Genomic DNA, 18,794 nt, shown 5'->3' on the forward strand with positions numbered 1-18,794 from the left:
AGCGGCAGACCTAGCCAGCTTGCTGGCGCAGGGCCGAGCAGACCTGCGAGCCCTGCAAGGGCCCGGCCGCCGCAGGCGGCAGGCCCCAAAAAAGATAAAAAACTGGCTATCATCGTCGAAATGTAAGCGAAACCGCAATGATTTGGCTCAAGCACTTTTTCTCTGAACGGCTCTCTTCGCTCAGCTTTAAGATGGAGAAGCAAGAAGTGCTGATGCGTATTCAAATTTTAAATGAGTTTAATGCTATCAAGCTAGAAGTTGCTAATAGTCAGTAAATTACGATTTATACAACAAGGCTGCAAAGATGATAAAAATGAATAATTGTATATTATTATATACATTGCTTCTGACTTTTATTAGTTGTACTAATAAAAGTGTTTTAGATAGGGGGAATGATTTATTGAAGGTTGAAAACGATGTAGACTCACTATCTGAGAATTTAGAGTTTGAAAATCCATTTATTAAAAGTTTTCGATGGGACCCAAAAGATAGTAAAGGAGTACAAATATGGTTTACTGACAAAAAAGTATGTTACTTACTTTCAGTTCACTGTCTATATATGTTCCCTGTTGTTTATCATGATAATGAGGCGATTATGTATTGGGAGGGGGAAATGGATTGTCGATATGATGCAAAATTAAAAAATAGTTTTGGAGGCGTAAAAGCCCCTGAAGTCGGAAGTGCTTTTGCAAAATATACCTTAGTTGAGAATGATGTTATTCGTGTTGAATATTATTTTTCAGAGTGGGTAAGCGCTTATATTGAGTCTGAAAGTGACGAGCAGTACATACACTTTCCAGATACTTTTTATTATCAAATAAATTAAAGGAAACTTCTGTGCCTCAAACAAATAAAAGGAAATAGAGATGATGAAACTTTGTATAGGATTGCCCCTTATCATATTGATTTTTGCTTGCTCTTCTACTAAAGAATTGAGTATAGTTAACGAAGATAAATTAAGCAAAAATTTATCAGATAGCTGTATCTTTAAAGTTGATTTTCAGGCTGGATTTCTTAACGAAACAGTTGCGTTGAGTTTTTTGGATACCCTAGGCGAAAAAGTAAAAATCTTTGAACTAGATAGTGTCGAAACATGGAATAGCAACCTTACATCTCTTCAACTAAGCTGCTTTTACAAGGATGGAGAAAAATACTTTTATATTAGAGGCAAGGAGTTGCCTATTATCATTTCTGCAGAAAAATTTAGGTGGAGTCAATTTTTTTTCCACATAAATAACAAGCCTTTTCGACTTTTGATTGAAGGAGAAGATAAGTACTATGGCATAAATTATTACAAGGATAAGGAGTCTGTTTATGTAATATCTCATGATTCTCCATTCACTTATTGGTAAGGCTTTTTGCCCCGCTCTAAAATAAAGAACCTTCTAAACAAAACATGCTCTATAAGTCAGGCGAAGTGTATAGATGGTTATTAAATTTGTGGGAAAAGATATAGCTAGCCCTTTAATAAGCGAGGAAGCCCGAATGGCACTCATTGCTAGGAGTCCAGAATCTAAAGGTATCCTTCAAATTGCTCAATCTGAAAAAGCCCCTTTTGGGGCAAAAATTAGAATATAAGAATAGCAGATTTTAGTTTAGGGGAGGCGGAGCAATCTATGTATATAAAACTAAAGAAATATTTATTGATCTATGCTCAAAGTGTTCGATGCTTTGAATTTGCAATGATAAACAAGTATACTATAAAAGGTCAGCCGTATTTTTTTAAAAAATTATTTCCGTTAAAAGGAGTAATTTTCATCTCGGACCAAGCTGTATATTACAACTATCATGGTGCAGGCTGTAGTCTGAAGTTTCCTAACTTTGATTTAGACTATAATGTAGTAGGAGCAGGAGATGGCGATTTGTATATATCCCTCTGGAGCTTTAAAGAGTTTTATAGGGCTCAAGAATCAATTGCGGAGGATATTCCATTGGCCAAAATGCTTGCTTGTTTAGATCTTTTTGTACAGAATGGGGTGTTAGCATGCCATGCTGAAAATGGCCTTAGAAGCTATTTTTTTGCCAAAAATTGGCTGCATGAAAATGCGATAAGCATCAGTATACTGCTAAATAAAATGAACTGATGAAAATTAAGTTAGATGTTTAAAACGAAAAATAGTAAATATATTGATAAATTAAAGAGGTCTCAAAATGCATTTATTGATTTACAGAAGGATGTTTTTTGGGTTGATGGGAGGCCAAGTTTTTTAATTAAAATAATAAATATACTTGTTGCCAAAGGGGATTTAGAAGCATTGTATTTTTTTAAGTCAAAGATTTCACTAAAAATTCTAAATAATGTCCAGAGTAAAAATCAAAAGGAGTGTACTCTTCTGCAAAAAGCATGTTTCTATGCGGTGAAAGAGAATGATAATTGTGGGCTGCGATTGAAAATTGTTCAAGTCCTTCTGGAAGAAGGTTTGTCTAAAGTGAGTATAAAATGCACAGACCCTATTGTAATCGCAGCTTCTCATCGCAACATTGAATTGTTGGATATTTTAGTGAAATTTGGATTAGACTTAAACAAGCTTTGGAAGCCGTCGATTTGGTTTAGGGTGTCACCAAAAATTTTAAAGCATTTAGAAGAAAATAGTTCTAATGTTCCTCAAGAGGTGGTAGACTATTTAAGAGCGCTAGCTGATGATTTAGAAAAATGACCCCGCTAGTAGATGGTTTTATTTATAGTTGGGGCCTCCGCAGTGGCTTGGCCGCCCATTTGGACCAAAAAAAGCGCAGCCTTCCCAATGGAAAGACTGCGCTCCTAATTTATTAAGGCCTAACCCTTATTTCAACATCTTACGGACAAAGGGAGGCAAAGCAAAAGCGGCCTGATGTACAGCGCCATCATAGTAATTCAAGTCATGCTTTTCAGAAAAAGCATTGGCCGCCGCCTGATCGAGCTGAGGCAATTTGGCCTGCCCATCTTTGCTGGCCATGGTAAAGCTCCAAGTTCCTGTAGGATAAGTGGGGATTTGCGCCAAGTATACCTCTACCGCCTCAGCACCAAAAATGTCCTTTAGGCAGTGATTGAGCTCAACAAAGGCTTTTTGGTGAAAATGAGGGCTTTCGCTCTGCAATACCAAAATACCATCCTTTTTAAGGGCTTTTTGGGCATTTTTGTAAAAGGCCTCAGAGAAAAGTCCCTTGCCCTTACCCCCAAAATTAGGACAGTAGTTTAAGGTGGAAAAATGAAAGAAAAAAGTCGTATAATGAAGCACTAAATTACAAAAGAGATGAGAAAGAAACGTCGTAATTTCAGTTCTAAATTTAAGGCAAAAGTAGCCTTAGAAGCGCTAAAAGATCAATTGACCTTGGCAGAATTAGCGACAAAATACGAGCTACATGCAAATCAAATATCGGCCTGGAAGAAAGAGCTTTTAGCCAATAGTTTTTTGCTTTATGAAAAAAAGCGAGGCCCCAAAGTGGATGCTGATGAAGAAAAAGAAGCCCGTTTATATGAGCAAATAGGCAAGTTGCAGTTTGAGCTGGACTGGCTTAAAAAAAAATATAGGGGAATGTGATGAAGCGTTAAGACTGAGCCAAATAGCAGTATTAGAAGGACTTAGCATAGCTCGGCAATGTGAGTTAATGTCTGTTTCCCGATCAAAATACTATTATCAAGCAGTGGGCGAAAGTGCAGAAACTTAAAGTTGATGCGTAAAATTGATGAGTTTCACCTGTCACATCCAGAGTGGGGCTACCCTAGGATGACCGAGTATTTAAGGGCCTCAGGCTTGATTTGCAACAGAAAACGAGTTGCTCGCTTGATGAAAAAGATGAATATTCGATCTGTTTTACCCAAGCCAAACACCTCATTATCAGCCAAAAGTCATAAGAAATACCCTTATTTACTTCGAGGCCTAAAAGTGAGCCGTTCAAATGAAGTTTGGGCAACTGACATTACTTATATTCCTATGCAAGCGGGTTTTATGTACTTAACCGTTGTCATGGATTGGTATAGTCGATATGTTTTGAGCTGGCGGATTTCGAACAGCATGGATAAGCGTTTTTGTCTAGAAGCTCTGGACGAAGCTTGGAAATGGGGGCAGCCTGAAATATTTAATTCCGATCAAGGCGCCCAATTTACTTCTCTAGAATTTACGTCTGAGTTGCTCAACAGAGGAATTAAGATCAGTATGGATGGAAAAGGCCGAGCCTTAGATAATGTGTTTGTAGAAAGATTATGGTGGTCCGTAAAATATGAGCATATTTATTTGAGAGCTTATGAAAATGGTTTAGATTTACACAACGGACTTAAAGAGTATTTTAATTATTATAACAATCACAGGCTTCATAGTTCTTTAGGATATAAAACTCCTCAAGATATTTTTCTTCAGCATCTTCTCTAGAGAGGGAAGCTAGTTCCCCTCCCTGAAGAAACTCCACCTTAAATTAAGGGACTTTCTGTTTAAGCATTGGGGTAGGCGTACCTCTGCTGGACCAGCGGGGTCACTGCCATCTACAATGATAATATCAAAGCTTTCTGCAGCCGCCTCGGCCAGATAAGCAATGCCATCGGCAATTTTGAGGTCCAAATTAGGATGGTCAAAAGCCGCAGCAATCTGAGGCAAATGCTCCTTACAAGCCTCTACCACATTGCCATCAATTTCTACCATGGTCACCTTTTCTACAGCATCATGACGGAACAACTCGCGAACAGTTCCCCCATCGCCACCACCAATCACCAAAATATTTTTGGGCGCGGCATGGCTCAACATGGCGGGATGCGTAATCATCTCATGATAGATGAACTCATCCTTTTCTGTAGTCATAATGAGGTTGTCAATCGTCAACATCTTGCCAAAGGCATGAGATTCTAGAACCTGAACAGTTTGGAACTCAGACTTTTTGCGGTAGAGCAAATTGCCGGTATGACGAAGAGAAAGCGCTAGGTTTTCATCCTTATCGGTAAACCAAACATTGCGGCTAAATTTAACCTTATGTTCTAGTTGCGACTCGGTGCCCTGTCTTTCTTTGAGCAGGTGGTCAATGTTTACTCGCTTGAGTAAGTCAGCTTGGCCGCGATTGATCTCCATGGCCGAACCATAATCTGCCTCAAAAGCTGTTTTGAGGTAGTCATAGGAAATCCAAGGATTGACCTCATCGCCGCAGGTGAAAAGGTCTACCGCAGCATAACCGTACTCTGGCCAACTGTGAATGGCCAAGTGGCTTTCTTGAATCACTACAACGCCAGAAACGCCATAAGGAGAAAAGTGGTGAAAAGTCGCATTGATGACCGTTGCTTGGGCCTCAAGAGCGGCATTTACCATAGATTTTTCAATAGTGATAACATCATTGAGAATATCTGGAGAACATCCAAAAAACTCAACCAAAATGTGTCTTCCTAAAGTCTTGCTCATCAGCTAAATGTGAAAGTTGTGCGCAGCAAGAGCTGCATGAAAAAAATGAATTTTGTTTGGGGCGGCAAAAATAGAACAAAGTCTCAAGTTGCAAACTTTTTTTGCTTTTTTTTTGAAGGTTGCTATTGATTTTTTTGCCGCCAACCATAAGTTGAGGAAAAACTTTAGAATATCGAAAATATTTTAGTTCTTTTAGCTGCAGCCTCTGGCTTGCTTTGTACTTTTGAGCGCAGGTAAACTGGCCCCTATTGGCCGCAGGCCAAAACGGCCACAACAAGCCCTTTAGGGCGCAGTTCGACGACCAAAGGGAGTAACCGCCTGCCCTAGGCAGGAGGCCCATCATTATCATTTAGTTTAGCATCATCATGAAACGAACCATATTTTGGCCCAGCTTTATTTTTCTTTTGGGCTTGCTGTTTATCCTCTCGGCAAATACTGTAGAAAATTGGGCCTATCGATCACCAGATTTGCCAGAAGCAGCCCAAGAGTTAGCCAGTCAATTGGCCTTTTGGGAGCAGGATCTAGAGCAGCGGATTGAACGCCGAGAGTTTCTGATGCGCTCTGTAGACAATGAGTGGTCCGAGGATAGTTTGGCAATTTCTAATGCCCTGCCCTATACGCTTTTAATTTATAATGAAAGCGATTCGCTGATTTATTGGAACAACAATAAGGTAGAGCCCTACCAGACCGATGTGCGCTATAAAAGTAAGCCAGAGCGCCGTATTATGGATATGGCTGGCTCTAAATACCTAATGATTAAGCGCCCTTTTAAGGTAATTTTGAACCAGCAGGAGTATCGCTATACCCTATTGGGCCTCTTGCCCGTTTACCTGCGCTTTCCTGTGCAAAATGGCTACTTAGACAATAATTTTCCGCTGATGTCAGAGGAGTTTGGGGAGTTTGTTCGCCCAAGTACCGATAGCTCGGCGCAGCAGGTCCTAGATGATTTGGGCCTAGAGTATTTGCGCCTAGAGGAACAACCCAATTTTCCCTACCGAGACTCGGCCTATGGGGCTTTGGTACTCTATTTATTGGGGGCTTTTTGCTGGATTGCCCTGCTTTTTCGCCTAGCGGCCCAACTGACTCAACAAAAAGGACAGTTATTGGGAACCCTTTTCTTTCTGTCTGGCAGCCTCAGCCTACGCCTGCTAGGGGTGTATACCGAGCTGCCTCGACTCACGCATGATTTGCCGCTCTTTAGCTTTAAATTATCAGATCATGACTCGCTTTGGTATTATGCCCTAGGTGACCTACTACTCGATTTGGGCTGGATTGTGGCCCTGCTGGTTTTTATTTTGGCCAATTGGCAGGAGCAAGCCGTTGCAAAATGGAACAGTAGGCAAAAAAATGGCCTGGTCCTCTTTGTCTTTTCCGTTTTGGTGGGCGGTTTCCTCTCCTTAGAGCTTACCCTTCGAGATATTGTGCTCAATGCCAATGTCTATTTGGAGTTTGAAAACTCGACCAGGGTCGATGCCCCTTCTTTTTTAGCTATGCTGGCCCTTGTGGTCCTTTTCTTCTCTTATTTCCTCCTGGTCAATAAGTTGTATCGCATGCTGGCGCTGCTAAACTGGAGCTACCTGCAGCAAGCCAGCTATTTGCTGATTTGCCTGCTTTTTGGCGCCGCCCTAGGCCTGAGTATGGGCCTCCCCATTTTCTATATTTTGGCCCTGGCCACCTTTGTGATTGCCTTTGGCATTTTGCTGCTTTGGTTTGTGCAGGAAAAACAACTGACCTTTATGTGGCTGACCGTTTGGCTGCTCTTTTTTAGTGGGGTCGGAACCCTGCTCATCGAACAGGCCAATCATGAAAAAAATCTGGCCCTGCGCCAAGATTTTCTTAAGGTCCTTACCTTTGAACAAGACCCCAAGGTAGAAGAAGCCTTTTTGGAACTAGAGCCCAAATTACTCAACGATAATTTCTTTAAGGTCTATTTTAGCTCGCTCTATATCCCCTATAGCCAAGTGGTCGATCGCCTGACCTACCTTTATCTGGATAATGCCTTTTTTGGCCGCTACGATTATAATATCTATCTCTATAATAGCCTCAATTTGCCCAAAAAAGGAGATCAACTCCCTTATGGCCAATTAAAAGATATTTTTGAACGCTCGCAAAAAATGGCTAGCCCCAATCTCTATTTCTACTCAGAGAAATCTGGCCGCTTTGTCTATTATGCCGACCTAGAACTGCGAGAGGGTAATAAACTCTTGGGCCGAATTGTCCTCGAACTCCGCCCCAAAGAGGAGGATAGCCAAAACTCCATCTATGTCGAGCTGCTCTCGCTGCCCAAAAGCCGCCTAGAACAAACCTACGGCAATTTTGAGTATGCACTCTATAAAGGCAACCAAAGAGTGCTGAGCAAAGATGGCGATTTTGCCGCCTATCTGGCCATTGATGAGGAACTGCCCGAACCCAAACGCTTTTTGCGCAAGAAAAAAGGCGATAAAACTTATCTGCTCTACCAAGATGAACGAAGTTACCTAGGCTTGGTGGCCCTGCAAGCTACTTCCTGGCTGCAACCCTTTAGCCTATTTTCTTATATCTTTTGTATTGGCTTTCTCCTGCTTTTTCTGCTCTTTATTAGCCTAGCCGCACTCAAGTATTTGTTCCAATGGCAACCTATTGTGATCGAGTTTAAGGCCTCTTTGAGAGAACGCATCCAACAGGGGATTGTACTGGTGAGCCTCTTCTCTTTTATCGCTATTGGAGTAGTCACGATTTTCTATTTCCAAAATGAATATAATGATTACCACAAACAACGACTAGAACGAAAAATTGCTAGTACAGCCAAAACCGCTAGCTGGCAAATTGTCAATCGCCCCGATTCTAGCCAACTGATTCCCGATGCAAAGGACCTGGCCAATATTCATAAAATTGATGTGAATGTCTATGGCCTCAATGGCCAGCTTTTGTCCTCTTCTGAAGATGCCATCTTTGAACGCCGCCTGCTTAGCCGACAAATGGACCCCCTGGCTTACCGAAAAATGCGCTTCGAACAACTCGATAATTACCCTCAAAGAGAAACAATTAACAACTTAGAGTATCTCTCGGGCTATGTGCCGCTGCGAGATGAGGAAAATAATATTATCGCCTTTCTCAATCTGCCTTATGATTTGGCCGGGAGCAATAATATCCGCTCTCAGGATGTGGCAGAGTTCCTCGGAGCCCTGCTCAATGTCTATGTGATTTTCCTAATTTTAGCCGCCGGAGTGGCTTTCCTAATTGCCAATTCGGTCACCCGCCCACTCTCGCTTATTGGCGAGAAGTTGCGCCTGATTAAGGTGGGCGAGAAGAACGAACAACTAGAATGGAAGGGCCGAGATGAAATTGGCGACTTTGTCCGCCGCTTCAATGAAATGCTGCTGGCCCTAGAAGAAAGCTCCGAAAAGTTGGCCCAAAGCCAAAGGGAGTCCGCCTGGCGAGATATGGCCAAACAGGTGGCCCACGAAATTAAAAACCCCCTGACTCCCATGAAGTTGCAATTACAACTACTAGAAAGAGCCGCCCAGAAAAGCCCAGAAAAAGCCCAGAAAATGATGCCCCGAATCTCTAAAGCCCTAGTAGAACAAATTGATAATCTGGCCCGCATCGCTTCCGAGTTTTCTAACTTCGCAAAAATGCCGCCCCCAGAAAATGAGGTGATCGCCCTAGACGAAATGCTGCAGTCTATCCAACATCTGTTTAAGGAAAATGAAAGCGAAACCGAAATCGAACTCCTCTCCCCCTTGCCCCAATTAGCCGTTTGGGCCGACCGCAGCCAAATGCTGCGCATCCTCAATAATTTGGTCAAAAATGCTATCCAAGCTATTCCCGAAGAACAAAAAGGACGAGTCCAAATCCAATTGGAACAGGCCGGCGAAGATGCCCTGGTCCTTGTCCGAGATAATGGCTGCGGCATCCCAGAAGAACAACGCAAACGCATTTTTGTCCCCTATTTTACGACCAAATCTTCAGGCACAGGCATCGGCTTGTCTATGTGCCGCAAAATGATTCGCGCTATGCAAGGCGAAATCTATTTCGAAACAGAAGAGGGCCAAGGCACAGATTTCTATATCCGCCTCCCCCTTTTTAAACAAGATTAACTAGCTGGATGATTTGGGGCTGCCCCGCCCTGCGGGCGGGTCGGGCTCTGTCGCAGCTCGCAGGTCTGCTCGGCCCTGCAGGCTTTTTCGCTGCGCTGCAAAAGCCCTGGGTCTGCCGCCCGCGGCGGCCCTGCTTTCCATCCCTCAGCCAGGCGCTGCGCGCCTCTAGATCCAAAAACTTTTCCCTTTCTCTTAATATCTATCTATGAAGTATTTTCTCCCCCTTTCTCTTTGCTTACTCCTCTTTTGGGCCTGCGAACCCACCCAAATTGTAGAAAACCAAACGGTAACTAAAGACAGTAGCCAAGCAGCTCCCACCCCCCTAGATACCTTTGTCGACTTTCGATTCCTTGCCGTAGGCGATTTCATGCAGCATGGAGACCAAATCCGCGCAGCTTATGATCCCGCCTCTGGGCAGTTTGATTATGAACCCGCTTTTCGCTATCTCCGCCCCCTCATCGATTCGGCGGATTTGGCCATCCTGAATTTGGAGCTGACCCTAAATGATAAGAATAGTTTTAGCGGCTACCCCATGTTCCGCTCGCCCGATACCTTGGCCCATTTTATTAAGGCGGCAGGCTTCGATCTGCTGTCTACAGCCAATAATCACACAAATGATAACTTTAATTATGGCCTACAACATACCCTTGATGTTTTGGATAGCCTAAATTTGGCCCATACGGGCAGCTTTAGAGATAGCGCAGAACGAAAAGCAATTTATCCGCTAGTCTATGAGCTGCAAAAGGATAGTGTAGCGCTGCGCCTGGCCGTGCTCTCTTTTACCTATGGGACCAATGGCATCCCAACCCGCAAACCTGGCCTCGTCAATTTGATGGATAGCCTAGAACTTAGAGCAGATATTGCCAAAGCTAAGGCCCAAAAGCCCGACTTAATTGTTGCCCTAGCCCATTGGGGCCTAGAGTATCAACTACAGCCCAGCCGAGAACAACAAAAATGGGAAGCTTGGCTAAGAAAAGAAGGAGTGGACCTTATTATTGGGGGACATCCCCATGTTTTGCAGCCCTTGGCCCGTGATAGCAGCAGTGGGCAGTTTACCGCCTACTCTCTCGGCAATTTTATCTCTAATCAGTTTCGCCCCAATACCGATATTGGGCTGATCCTAGAGCTGGATTTTCAGAAAAACCGCTTTACAGGAGAGCTGCAGCCCAAAGGCGCTAGCTATATCCCCATTTGGCGACATATCCACCACTATAAACAAAAGCCCGTAGCCGATTGGGTTTATACTTTATTGCCTATCTCGGCCCTTTTGGCAGATAGTAGCAATTTTGCCCAGTTGCCCCAGGCCGAATGGGCCAGAATGAAAGCCACTTATCTCCGTAATCAAAAGAATTTGGCCCAAGGGGCTGGCCAAGAGCGCTTTTTGCCCGCTACTTACTGGCAGGGCTTTCCCCCCATTGATTCGGTCCTTACGCCCCTGCCCGCCAGAAAGCATAATTTTCGGCCAAGGATCCGCTAAGTATGGGGGCGAAGCCCCCACTGGCCGCAGGCCAGAATGGCCCAGCGCTGCGCAGCCGTGGCCGAAGGCCAGACCCAGTTTTTTTGAGCAAAGCGAAAAAAAACGCAGGGCCGAGCAGACCTGCGAGCGGCGCAGCATAGCGGCGGCCGCCCCAAATAAAAGGGCGGCCGCGGGCCCCAAAAGAAAAGAAAGGTCTAGTCTGTAGCGATTAGGCCTTTTGCTTTATTTATGCCTAAAAAGTTGCCCTTCTGCAAAGGATTGATAGGGGCGATAGTCCTGTTTTAGGGCCTCATAGCCATAGGGCGCATAAATGTAGTAGAAATCGAAATGGGCTTGGGCATCAAATTCTGCGCGATAGTTCATGAGTTGGATGCCTGGATAAATGCCCCTTTCTTGGTAGTATCGGAAACTGGGCAAATTGAGCCAATAGGTCCCCAAACTATAGGTTTTTTGCTCCTTTTGGGCCAATTCGGAAACCGAAGAAAGGATGGCTTTATTGTCTTGATCATAGGCCCATTCTCGAAAGGCATGGGGCTGCCAGCTTTGCGCAAAGATGTAGAGCTGCAGCAGAGAAAAACCGCCCGCTAGCCAGCTTTGCAGCCGCCATTTTTGGACCAAAGCCGCAAATAGCGCAAAGCTGAGCAGTTGGATAAAGGGCAAATAAATGAGGGCCGTACGATCAATGAGGAAGCGCACCCCAAAGAGTTTGTGGGCCAAAATATGGCCGATGCTCATGAGGCTGAGCAAGAGGCTACTCATAAAGATAAGGCGATAAATGGGGCTATTTTCTTTGCGTTTTAGGAGTAAAAAGAGCAGGCCCAAAAGCAGCAAAAGGGGGTAGGCATAGCAGAGCAAGACACTATATTGTTCTAACCCAAGGCCCTGCAATTGATGTTTGGCCAAAGAGCCGATCGTGTCCTGCAACAGCCCTTTTTCTCCCCCAAAGTAAAGTTCTTTCCGATCGATAAGTCCTTTAAGTGGTCGGCCAATAAAGCCAGCTAAGCCCAAAAGCCCCAAGCTCATCACCGTCAATTGCTGTTTAAGCTTTTTATTGTCTAGTTGGCTAAACAAGAGATGATAGAGCGTATAACTGGCCAAAAGGGCCAAAAGCGGAATCAGTTGAGAGAAGTTGGCATAAACCGAAAGGCAGGCAAAAAACAGGGCCCAAGCTAAGGATTTGGTTGCTGGCTTGATTAAACAGAGTTGGGCAAAAGCGAGCAAGAAAAAGCCATAAGAAAGGCCGTAGCCTCTAGCCAAAGAGAAAAAATCATTGAAATAAGCCTGGCTCAAAAGCCAACTGCCGCCCAAGAAAAAGAGCGGAAGCGAGAGGCGGGGCAAAGCCCGCAAAATTCGCCAAAGCGCATAGGCAAATGCAGCTGCCGCCAAGAGATTGGGCAGCCGCAAAGCCCACTCTGCAGCTCCAAAAAGGGTATAGCAGCCCTTCATCAACAAACTGTTGAGCGGATGATTATTGGCCGAAGCGCCCCTAGCAAAGTTTATGACCTCCCAGCTATTGCGGCCCATCACATAATCTAAATAGCTAAGGCTTTCATCATGTGTGAAGGCCAAAAAATAGGCTTTATAAGCCGCCAAGGCTAAAAAACATAGGGCCAAACAGCTATATACAAAGCCTTTGGCCCTAATAGAAGAAGGGGAATACATGAAAGTTAGTTTTCTTGGGTCGTTCCGCGGAGCAGTTTGCGAATTTGCTTGTGTAGGGCCTTCCAGTCGTCTTGCTCACTCAGCTCTAGCTGAGGAACCTCGGGAAAAATTTGAAGGATGCCAGGTAAAAGCGTTACAAAATAGTCTTTGATTTCTTCGGCGGCGGTTTCTTTGTCCTCATAATCGGGGACCTCCGCCAAGAGATTTTCGGCAGTGGCCTGCCCAATGATAATGGCATCTAAAGGGTGGTTGAGTTCTTCCAACAACTCCTTAAGGGCTTGGGCCTCCTCCAAAGAAGAAATGCAATCGGGGTCTAGCAACCAGCCCGCCTTAATGTTGCGGGGGAGTTTGCGCAATTTGCTTTGCATCAGCTGCTTATAACGGGCCTTGGCGTCTAGTTCGCCCAAACTTTGGCCCAAAGCCGACTTACTTCCCGCTTCTTGCATAAACAAATCGCTAAGCGAAAGGTAGTAATAGTCTTCTTGCAAGGCCAGTTCTTCTACTTCTAGGCTGTAGATGGCATAAGGGGGCTCTAAGAGCAATAGTGTTTTCATGCTTTTAAAATTCATAGGCACCAATATCGGGCTGGGCGTCTCGCCCTTTGCTCTCTGCATCATCGGCTAGGCTCGGGTTGAGCGGCATGCCGGCATTGATAAGCGGAGATGCGCTGCTGTCAATTTGGTACGCATACAGTTCTAAATCTCTAAAATAAGGTTCTTGATTGATGAGGCAATTGAATTGCCCCGTTGCAAAGGTATCTACCTTGAGTAGGCAGTGTTCAAAGGCATAATCCCATTGGGCGCCGCCACTAAAGTCTTCTAAAGAGCCCAGCTCAATCTCTTCAGCTTGATTGCCATAGACGATAGAGTTTTGGAAGCGAGCTCGAAGATCCGCCGTAACTGGAAATTCATTTCCATCGGCATCATAACGGATTTCAAAGTCGCGCATACTCAAAACAGCTTCATTGCGGCCCACAAAGGGGTTGGTCCCAAAGTTAATCAGATTGCAATGCCTAAAGGTATAATCGCCGCCCAAAATATTGATGAAATTATATTGGTTCGAGTTGGCCAGGATGCAGTTTTCGGCCCAAAGGCTACTAAAACGGGCCAAAATGCAGCTGCGGTCTACATTATAGATCATGCTTTTCTTAAGCTCTAACTTGACCGTAGGGTGGTTCGGGGCCAAAGAATCAATCACAATTCCATCTACTGCATTGCGAATAATGCAACCATGTATTTGGTTGTTCACACTTTCGGCAGTGAGGTAAATTCCCCCATGCTGAAAGGGTAATTCCTGATAATCCTCCTCCAATCGATGGGTTTTGAACTCGGCGGGCTGGTTGAGGTCGCCGCCTACATTCACTTTGATCGAGGAATTATGCCCGATGACAATGGTGGCTCGGTCGCCGGGGCGGCTTGTTGGTCCCCCAAACATGAATACTTCTGTTCCGGCAGGCACGGTCAATACCGAACTGCTGTCAAAGTAGAGTTGGCCCAAAAAGATATAGGGGGTATCGGGGGTTAGCTGGATTTGCTCATTGACAAAGCGAGTTTGGTAGCCTCTTCGGCCAACATAAATTGCGTTCCAGCCATAGGCCTCTAAGTAGACCTTTTGTTGGCTGCCGTTGGTCTCAAATAAAATAGAGTCTAGCCGTATAGCGTCTCCATTATTGGGGTCAATTCGGGCAGAAGCGAGTATATACAGGCTATCGCCTCCTGCCAATTCGATGTCTTTTGCCTCTAAGGTATTTTGGCCGTCAATGTTTAAGCTGAAGTCAGAGCTTCCGCCTCCAGCTAGCTCAATCCGACTAATTTTTAGGGTTTGGCTGTGTGGATTATAGACCTTAAATCGCCTACTGGCCGAGCCCATATCGGTAAAGACGGTATCAAAACTGAGGGTATCCAGTTCAAAGCGAAGATCTGCTCCTGCTTGCGTTAAGAATTGCTCTTTTCGGCAGGAGGTAAAGGGTAAAAGGAACAATAAACAAAGGCCCAAACAGGTCCAGGAATACTTTTTTAATCTCATATCGCTAGCTATTCTTTTTCTACTAAACGCAGCTCATTGCTTTTTGGCAAAGCTACAATTTTTTGTGCATAATATTTTTTCGCCTTTTTCTTTGCACATTTTGTCTAGGGCCGCTAGCATCTTGTTTATTGTCCTTTTGTTTTTTGATTTGGGGCTGCCCCGCCCTTTGGGCGGGTCGGGCTGTGTCGGGGCTCGCAGGGCTGCTCGGCCCTGCGCTTTTTCGCTGCGCTCAAAAGCTGGGTCTGCGGCTTCGCCGCCCCCCTATCCATCCCTCAGCCGCGGGCCTTCGGCCCTTTCTAGACGAATTTCTGCTTCATGCGCCTAGAGAGATGCTCTAGGCGCTTGTTGGTCCAAGACGGCCGCTAAACGCTAGTTTAGCTAGCTGCTGATTATGCAAATACAGCCAAAACAGCCGCATCTTGTTTATTTGCAGTTGCAGAATAAAGAGAAACAGTTGTTTAGCGTCAATCTGCAGTTGCAAAACGTCTCTGGCGTGACGCCAGAGCTAATCTGCAGTTGCAAAACGCCTCTGGCGTGGCGCCAGCCTCAATCTGCATTTGCAAAACGCCTCTGGCGTCACGCCAGCCTTAATCTGCATTTGCAAAACGCCTCTGGCGTGACGCCAGCCTCAATCTGCAGTTGCAAAACGCCTCTGGCGTGACGCCAGCCTCAATCTGCATTTGCAAAACGCCTCTGGCGTGACGCCAGAGCTAATCTGCAGTTTACAAATCCCTCCGGGCGTATCTATAATCTCCTATCTTTTTTTTCTGGACTGACCCTACTACAGTTTAGGGATAGGCGCTTAGCAGCAAAATATTAGCCTAGCGATGCGAAAGGGGGCGGCGAAGCCGCAGACCAAGGCCGTCAGGCCGCAGGGCCGAGCAGACCTGCGAGCCCTGAAGCGTAGCGCCTGCCGAAGGCAGGAGGCCCCAAAAAACAGCAATAAAAAACAGCGGCAGAAATAGGTAGATAAATACTATAGATATTTGTACTTTTGCGGGTCAATGATTTAACGACCAAGCTGGACTTTTTCAAAGCGTATTTAATGGTATTTGCTAGCCTCATCTTCTTAACGGTCTTTCTGCCCCTGCATTTAGTGCTTTACTATGCGGTAGACAACAAGACCTACCGTAATATTCTGCTGACTTTATTCTCTTTGGCTTTTTATGCTTGGGGGGAGCCCGTCTGGATCATCTTGCTGATTATTTCGGCCATGGTGGATTATGGCAATGGGCGTTGGATTGAGCATTTTAGGGGGACGGCCCATGCCAAATGGGGCTTAATTTCCTCTTTGTTGGTCAATTTGGGTTTGCTAGCCACCTTTAAGTACAATGTTTTCCTTTATGAAAACTTCAATGCCTTGTTTGGGACCGCCTTTGAGCCGAAAAAATATGCCTTGCCCATTGGGATTTCCTTTTATAGCTTTCAGACCATTTCTTATACTGTAGATGTGTATAGGGGGCAGGTGAAGGCGCAAAAAAGTTTTCTGCGTTTTCTGATGTTTGTCAGTTTGTTTCATCAGTTGGTAGCTGGGCCGATTGTTCGGTATTCGGATATTGAGGACGACATTAACAACCGAAAAGAAACGGCCTATGATATTAGTCAGGGCATTTTGCGATTTTGCATTGGGTTGTTTAAGAAAGTCTTCATTGCCAATGTGGCGGGTGGTTTGGCTGTTTTGTATTTGGGCGATGGGGGCAATCCATTAGATCTGACTACCATTACGGTTGCCGAGGCTTGGTTTGGGATTTTGATGTTTGCCTTGCAGATCTACTATGACTTTTCGGGTTATTCTGATATGGCGATTGGTTTGGGGAGGATGTTTGGCTTTCACTATTACGAGAACTTCAATTATCCATATATTGCGAAGAACACTGCAGACTTCTGGCGGCGTTGGCATATGTCATTGGGGAGTTTTTTCAAGGACTATATATATATACCTTTGGGGGGAAACCGCAAGGGCAAACTGCGGGGCTACCTCAACCTGTTTATTGTTTGGTTTTTGACGGGCCTTTGGCATGGCGCCAGTTGGAACTTTGTCTTTTGGGGCTTATATTTTGGTGTTTTGATTTTATTGGAGCGTTTAATTTTGAATAAAATCTTTAAGCGTTTGCCGGCTATTTTCAGTCATGCATATTTATTGATAGCGGTCATGTTTAGCTGGGTGCTTTTTTACTTTGAGGACAGCAGTCAGTTATTCCAATTCTTTGAAATCATGGTAGGCGCCAGTGAAAATGCGCTTTGGAACTTCAAGCTAGGTCTTGTTTTGAAAGAGCATGCCTATTGGTTGGCTTTGGCGGTATTGCTTTGTTTGCCCATTTATCCGCCATTTGGAAGATGGTTTGAGAACAAACTGCGTTTTCAGTCGGGCTTGCTTTATTGGTGGTCCTTGGGGCTCATCCAATTGATCTTGCTTCTTGTATCTATGGCCCTTTTGGTTGGCGATTCCTTCAATCCCTTCATTTATTATCGTTTCTAGCTTATGCACACCCCTTATCCATATCGTTTGAATGCCATTTTGTTTATGATCCCCTTGGGGGTTTTAGGCATTTTGTTTTTTGTTTTGCCCAAGCAGCAAGTTTCTGAAATTGAGAAGCGGGAGTTGGCGCCTATGCCTTCTTTTTCTGCCGAAAAATTATTTGCGGGGGGCTACACTGACAGTTTGGACCTTCATTTCTCGGATAATTTTCCTTTTCGGGAGCGTTGGGTGGCTGTTGCAAAGTTTATTGAAAACCACCGAGGCTTTGCTAATGAAGATGTAAAGTTTTATGCCGAAGGAGTAGACATGGATGCGGGCATAGAGGCCATTGCTGCGGCCAACGATAGCCTACAAGGCGATAGTTTACAGCTAGTCGGGGCCGATTCATTGGCCCAAGACAGCAGCGCCAACAATCTGTTTGAAAACGAGGGCTTTGCCTCTGATGTACAGCGCCTTAGCCGAGGTTTACTCATCTATGAAGGCATGGCGATACAGATGTTTGGCGGTAGCCGCAACACCGCTAAGCTTTGGGCCAGAGTGGTGAACGAATACCAAAAGAAGTTGGCGCCCAAAGGGATCCAATTGCATTGTGGCGTTACGCCCACCCATGGCGAGTTTTATCTGCCTTCAGAATACATAGAGGAGGCTGTTTCGGAGCGAAAAAACATTGACACCATCTATCATTATTTGGACTCTGCCGTGCATGCCTTTGATATAACCACCGAGCTCTTTAAGCATAAAGACGAATATTTGTTTTTCAATACGGACCATCATTGGACGGGCCGGGGGGCCTATTATGCCTACAAAGCCTTTTGCGATGAGGCTGGCCTGAAAGCGATTCCGATTGAGGAAATGGAACAGGGGACCATCCCTAACTTTTTGGGATCGCTCTACCTCAAAACTAGAGACAAACGCCTGAAGGAAAAAGGCGATTCGGTAGAGTACTTTAAAATCCCTTTCCGCCACAAAACCTACCGTTTGGTCGGGGCCGATTATAGCCGTTTGGCGGGCAGCCGTCTGTATATAGAAAATGCCAAAGGCGGGGCTGCATATGGGGTCTTTTTGGGGGGAGATTATCCCGCTATCTGTGTCTTTAGCGAGCAGGATACCTCCAATCATCGCCGAGCTTTGGTGGTCAAAAACTCTTATGGTAATCCATTTGCCAGTTATATTCCCTCGCATTTTGAGCGAACTTATGTGATCGATTACCGCTATTTTAAGGGGAATTTGATGGACTTTATGGAAAAGAACAAGGTAACTGACCTGATCCTCTTCCACAATAGTTTTTCGGCCAATACGCCTTCACATGTAAAGATGATTAAGCGTTTATTGACAAAGGGCGGGGTTTGTGCACCTCATGCAGTGCCTGCTCGCCAGAAAATGTTTCCGATGGGCGACTTCCTTTCGCGTCACTTTGGCAAGGCGAAGAAGTACAATGAGCTCTACCTGAAAAAACAAAAAGAATTGGCGGAGCAGGCCGCCGAAAATGCCAAAGAAGAATGGGATAGTTTACCCCAGAATTAGAAACTCAGCAGCCTGTTTAATTGTTTTAATTTGGGGCTTCCCCTCGCTTTGCTCGGGTCGCTATGTTGCGGGGCTCGCAGGTCTGCTCGGCCCTTCGCTTTTTTTCGCTTTGCTCAAAAAAGCTCGGTCTGGCCTTCGGCCACCCCTTCACAGCGCTAAGCCGAAGCGCTTGCTTTGCGCTTGTTTTT

15 protein-coding genes and 1 pseudogene are annotated in these 18,794 nt (G+C 45.0%); 10 read left to right on the plus strand and 6 right to left on the minus strand.

Translation table 11 applies throughout. From position 1 onward, the window contains the following. A partial coding sequence (locus tag SAPGRDRAFT_RS23235; RefSeq protein WP_216593843.1) for a hypothetical protein occupies nucleotides 1–224 on the minus strand: 224 nt, incomplete at its 3' end. An 89-nt stretch (nucleotides 225–313) separates the two neighbouring features. Between SAPGRDRAFT_RS23235 and SAPGRDRAFT_RS01260 the strand changes: the two genes are divergently transcribed. The 4 genes from SAPGRDRAFT_RS01260 (at nucleotide 314) to SAPGRDRAFT_RS01275 (ending at nucleotide 2,657) form a co-directional block, all read left to right on the plus strand. Next, nucleotides 314–826, plus strand: a complete 513-nt coding sequence (locus tag SAPGRDRAFT_RS01260) for a hypothetical protein (protein WP_172635355.1) — start codon at nucleotides 314–316, stop codon at nucleotides 824–826. A 40-nt stretch (nucleotides 827–866) separates the two neighbouring features. Next, complete coding sequence (locus SAPGRDRAFT_RS01265; RefSeq protein ID WP_002656535.1) at nucleotides 867–1,352, plus strand: hypothetical protein; 486 nt, start codon at nucleotides 867–869, stop codon at nucleotides 1,350–1,352. 264 nt (nucleotides 1,353–1,616) lie between these two features. After that, entirely contained in the window at nucleotides 1,617–2,084 is a 468-nt protein-coding gene (locus SAPGRDRAFT_RS01270; protein ID WP_002656537.1) for a DUF6896 domain-containing protein, read from the plus strand. Between the two features lie 15 nt (nucleotides 2,085–2,099). Further along, entirely contained in the window at nucleotides 2,100–2,657 is a 558-nt protein-coding gene (locus tag SAPGRDRAFT_RS01275) for an ankyrin repeat domain-containing protein (protein WP_002656538.1), read from the plus strand. 126 nt (nucleotides 2,658–2,783) lie between these two features. On the opposite strand, the gene SAPGRDRAFT_RS01280 is transcribed toward SAPGRDRAFT_RS01275, so the two are convergent. Then, entirely contained in the window at nucleotides 2,784–3,218 is a 435-nt protein-coding gene (locus SAPGRDRAFT_RS01280; protein ID WP_051018583.1) for a hypothetical protein, read from the minus strand. A 15-nt stretch (nucleotides 3,219–3,233) separates the two neighbouring features. On the opposite strand from SAPGRDRAFT_RS01280, the gene SAPGRDRAFT_RS01285 reads away from it, so the two are divergent. Both SAPGRDRAFT_RS01285 and SAPGRDRAFT_RS01290 read left to right on the plus strand, forming a co-directional pair. Beyond that, nucleotides 3,234–3,521: a transposase gene (locus tag SAPGRDRAFT_RS01285; RefSeq protein ID WP_037349662.1), complete on the plus strand. Its 288-nt coding sequence runs from the start codon at nucleotides 3,234–3,236 to the stop codon at nucleotides 3,519–3,521. Between the two features lie 87 nt (nucleotides 3,522–3,608). After that, nucleotides 3,609–4,349: an IS3 family transposase gene (locus SAPGRDRAFT_RS01290; RefSeq protein ID WP_301280503.1), complete on the plus strand. Its 741-nt coding sequence runs from the start codon at nucleotides 3,609–3,611 to the stop codon at nucleotides 4,347–4,349. Nucleotides 4,350–4,430: 81 nt separating this feature from the next. On the opposite strand, the pseudogene speD reads toward SAPGRDRAFT_RS01290, so the two are convergent. Then, a pseudogene (gene speD, locus SAPGRDRAFT_RS01295) lies at nucleotides 4,431–5,360 on the minus strand (adenosylmethionine decarboxylase); the annotation flags it as partial. Between the two features lie 365 nt (nucleotides 5,361–5,725). On the opposite strand from speD, the gene SAPGRDRAFT_RS01305 reads away from it, so the two are divergent. Both SAPGRDRAFT_RS01305 and SAPGRDRAFT_RS01310 read left to right on the plus strand, forming a co-directional pair. Then, nucleotides 5,726–9,439: a sensor histidine kinase gene (locus SAPGRDRAFT_RS01305; protein WP_002656542.1), complete on the plus strand. Its 3,714-nt coding sequence runs from the start codon at nucleotides 5,726–5,728 to the stop codon at nucleotides 9,437–9,439. Nucleotides 9,440–9,644: 205 nt separating this feature from the next. Continuing rightward, a complete protein-coding gene (locus SAPGRDRAFT_RS01310) occupies nucleotides 9,645–10,916 on the plus strand; it encodes a CapA family protein (protein ID WP_002656544.1) in 1,272 nt (423 codons plus the stop codon). A 222-nt stretch (nucleotides 10,917–11,138) separates the two neighbouring features. On the opposite strand, the gene SAPGRDRAFT_RS01315 is transcribed toward SAPGRDRAFT_RS01310, so the two are convergent. Genes SAPGRDRAFT_RS01315 through SAPGRDRAFT_RS01325 form a run of 3 tightly spaced genes read right to left on the minus strand, consistent with a single transcriptional unit; the run spans nucleotide 11,139 to nucleotide 14,603 of the window. Beyond that, nucleotides 11,139–12,578, minus strand: a complete 1,440-nt coding sequence (locus SAPGRDRAFT_RS01315; protein ID WP_002656545.1) for a hypothetical protein — start codon at nucleotides 12,576–12,578, stop codon at nucleotides 11,139–11,141. Nucleotides 12,579–12,583: 5 nt separating this feature from the next. After that, nucleotides 12,584–13,132, minus strand: coding sequence for an adenylate kinase (locus tag SAPGRDRAFT_RS01320; RefSeq protein WP_253271243.1), 549 nt, complete (start codon nucleotides 13,130–13,132; stop codon nucleotides 12,584–12,586). A 4-nt stretch (nucleotides 13,133–13,136) separates the two neighbouring features. Beyond that, nucleotides 13,137–14,603, minus strand: a complete 1,467-nt coding sequence (locus SAPGRDRAFT_RS01325) for a hypothetical protein (protein WP_002656549.1) — start codon at nucleotides 14,601–14,603, stop codon at nucleotides 13,137–13,139. A 1,045-nt stretch (nucleotides 14,604–15,648) separates the two neighbouring features. Here SAPGRDRAFT_RS01325 and SAPGRDRAFT_RS01340 point away from each other — a divergent pair. Next, nucleotides 15,649–17,082: an MBOAT family O-acyltransferase gene (locus tag SAPGRDRAFT_RS01340; protein WP_002656552.1), complete on the plus strand. Its 1,434-nt coding sequence runs from the start codon at nucleotides 15,649–15,651 to the stop codon at nucleotides 17,080–17,082. Between the two features lie 3 nt (nucleotides 17,083–17,085). Continuing rightward, nucleotides 17,086–18,606 carry a DHHW family protein gene (locus tag SAPGRDRAFT_RS01345; RefSeq protein WP_002656554.1) on the plus strand — a complete coding sequence of 507 codons (1,521 nt, stop codon included), beginning with the start codon at nucleotides 17,086–17,088 and terminating at the stop codon, nucleotides 18,604–18,606. The last annotated feature ends 188 nt before the right edge of the window (nucleotides 18,607–18,794 follow it).

Origin of the sequence: Saprospira grandis DSM 2844 (assembly GCF_000275825.1) — a bacterium.
In the GTDB taxonomy this organism is placed as follows: Bacteria; Bacteroidota; Bacteroidia; order Chitinophagales; family Saprospiraceae; genus Saprospira; species Saprospira grandis_A.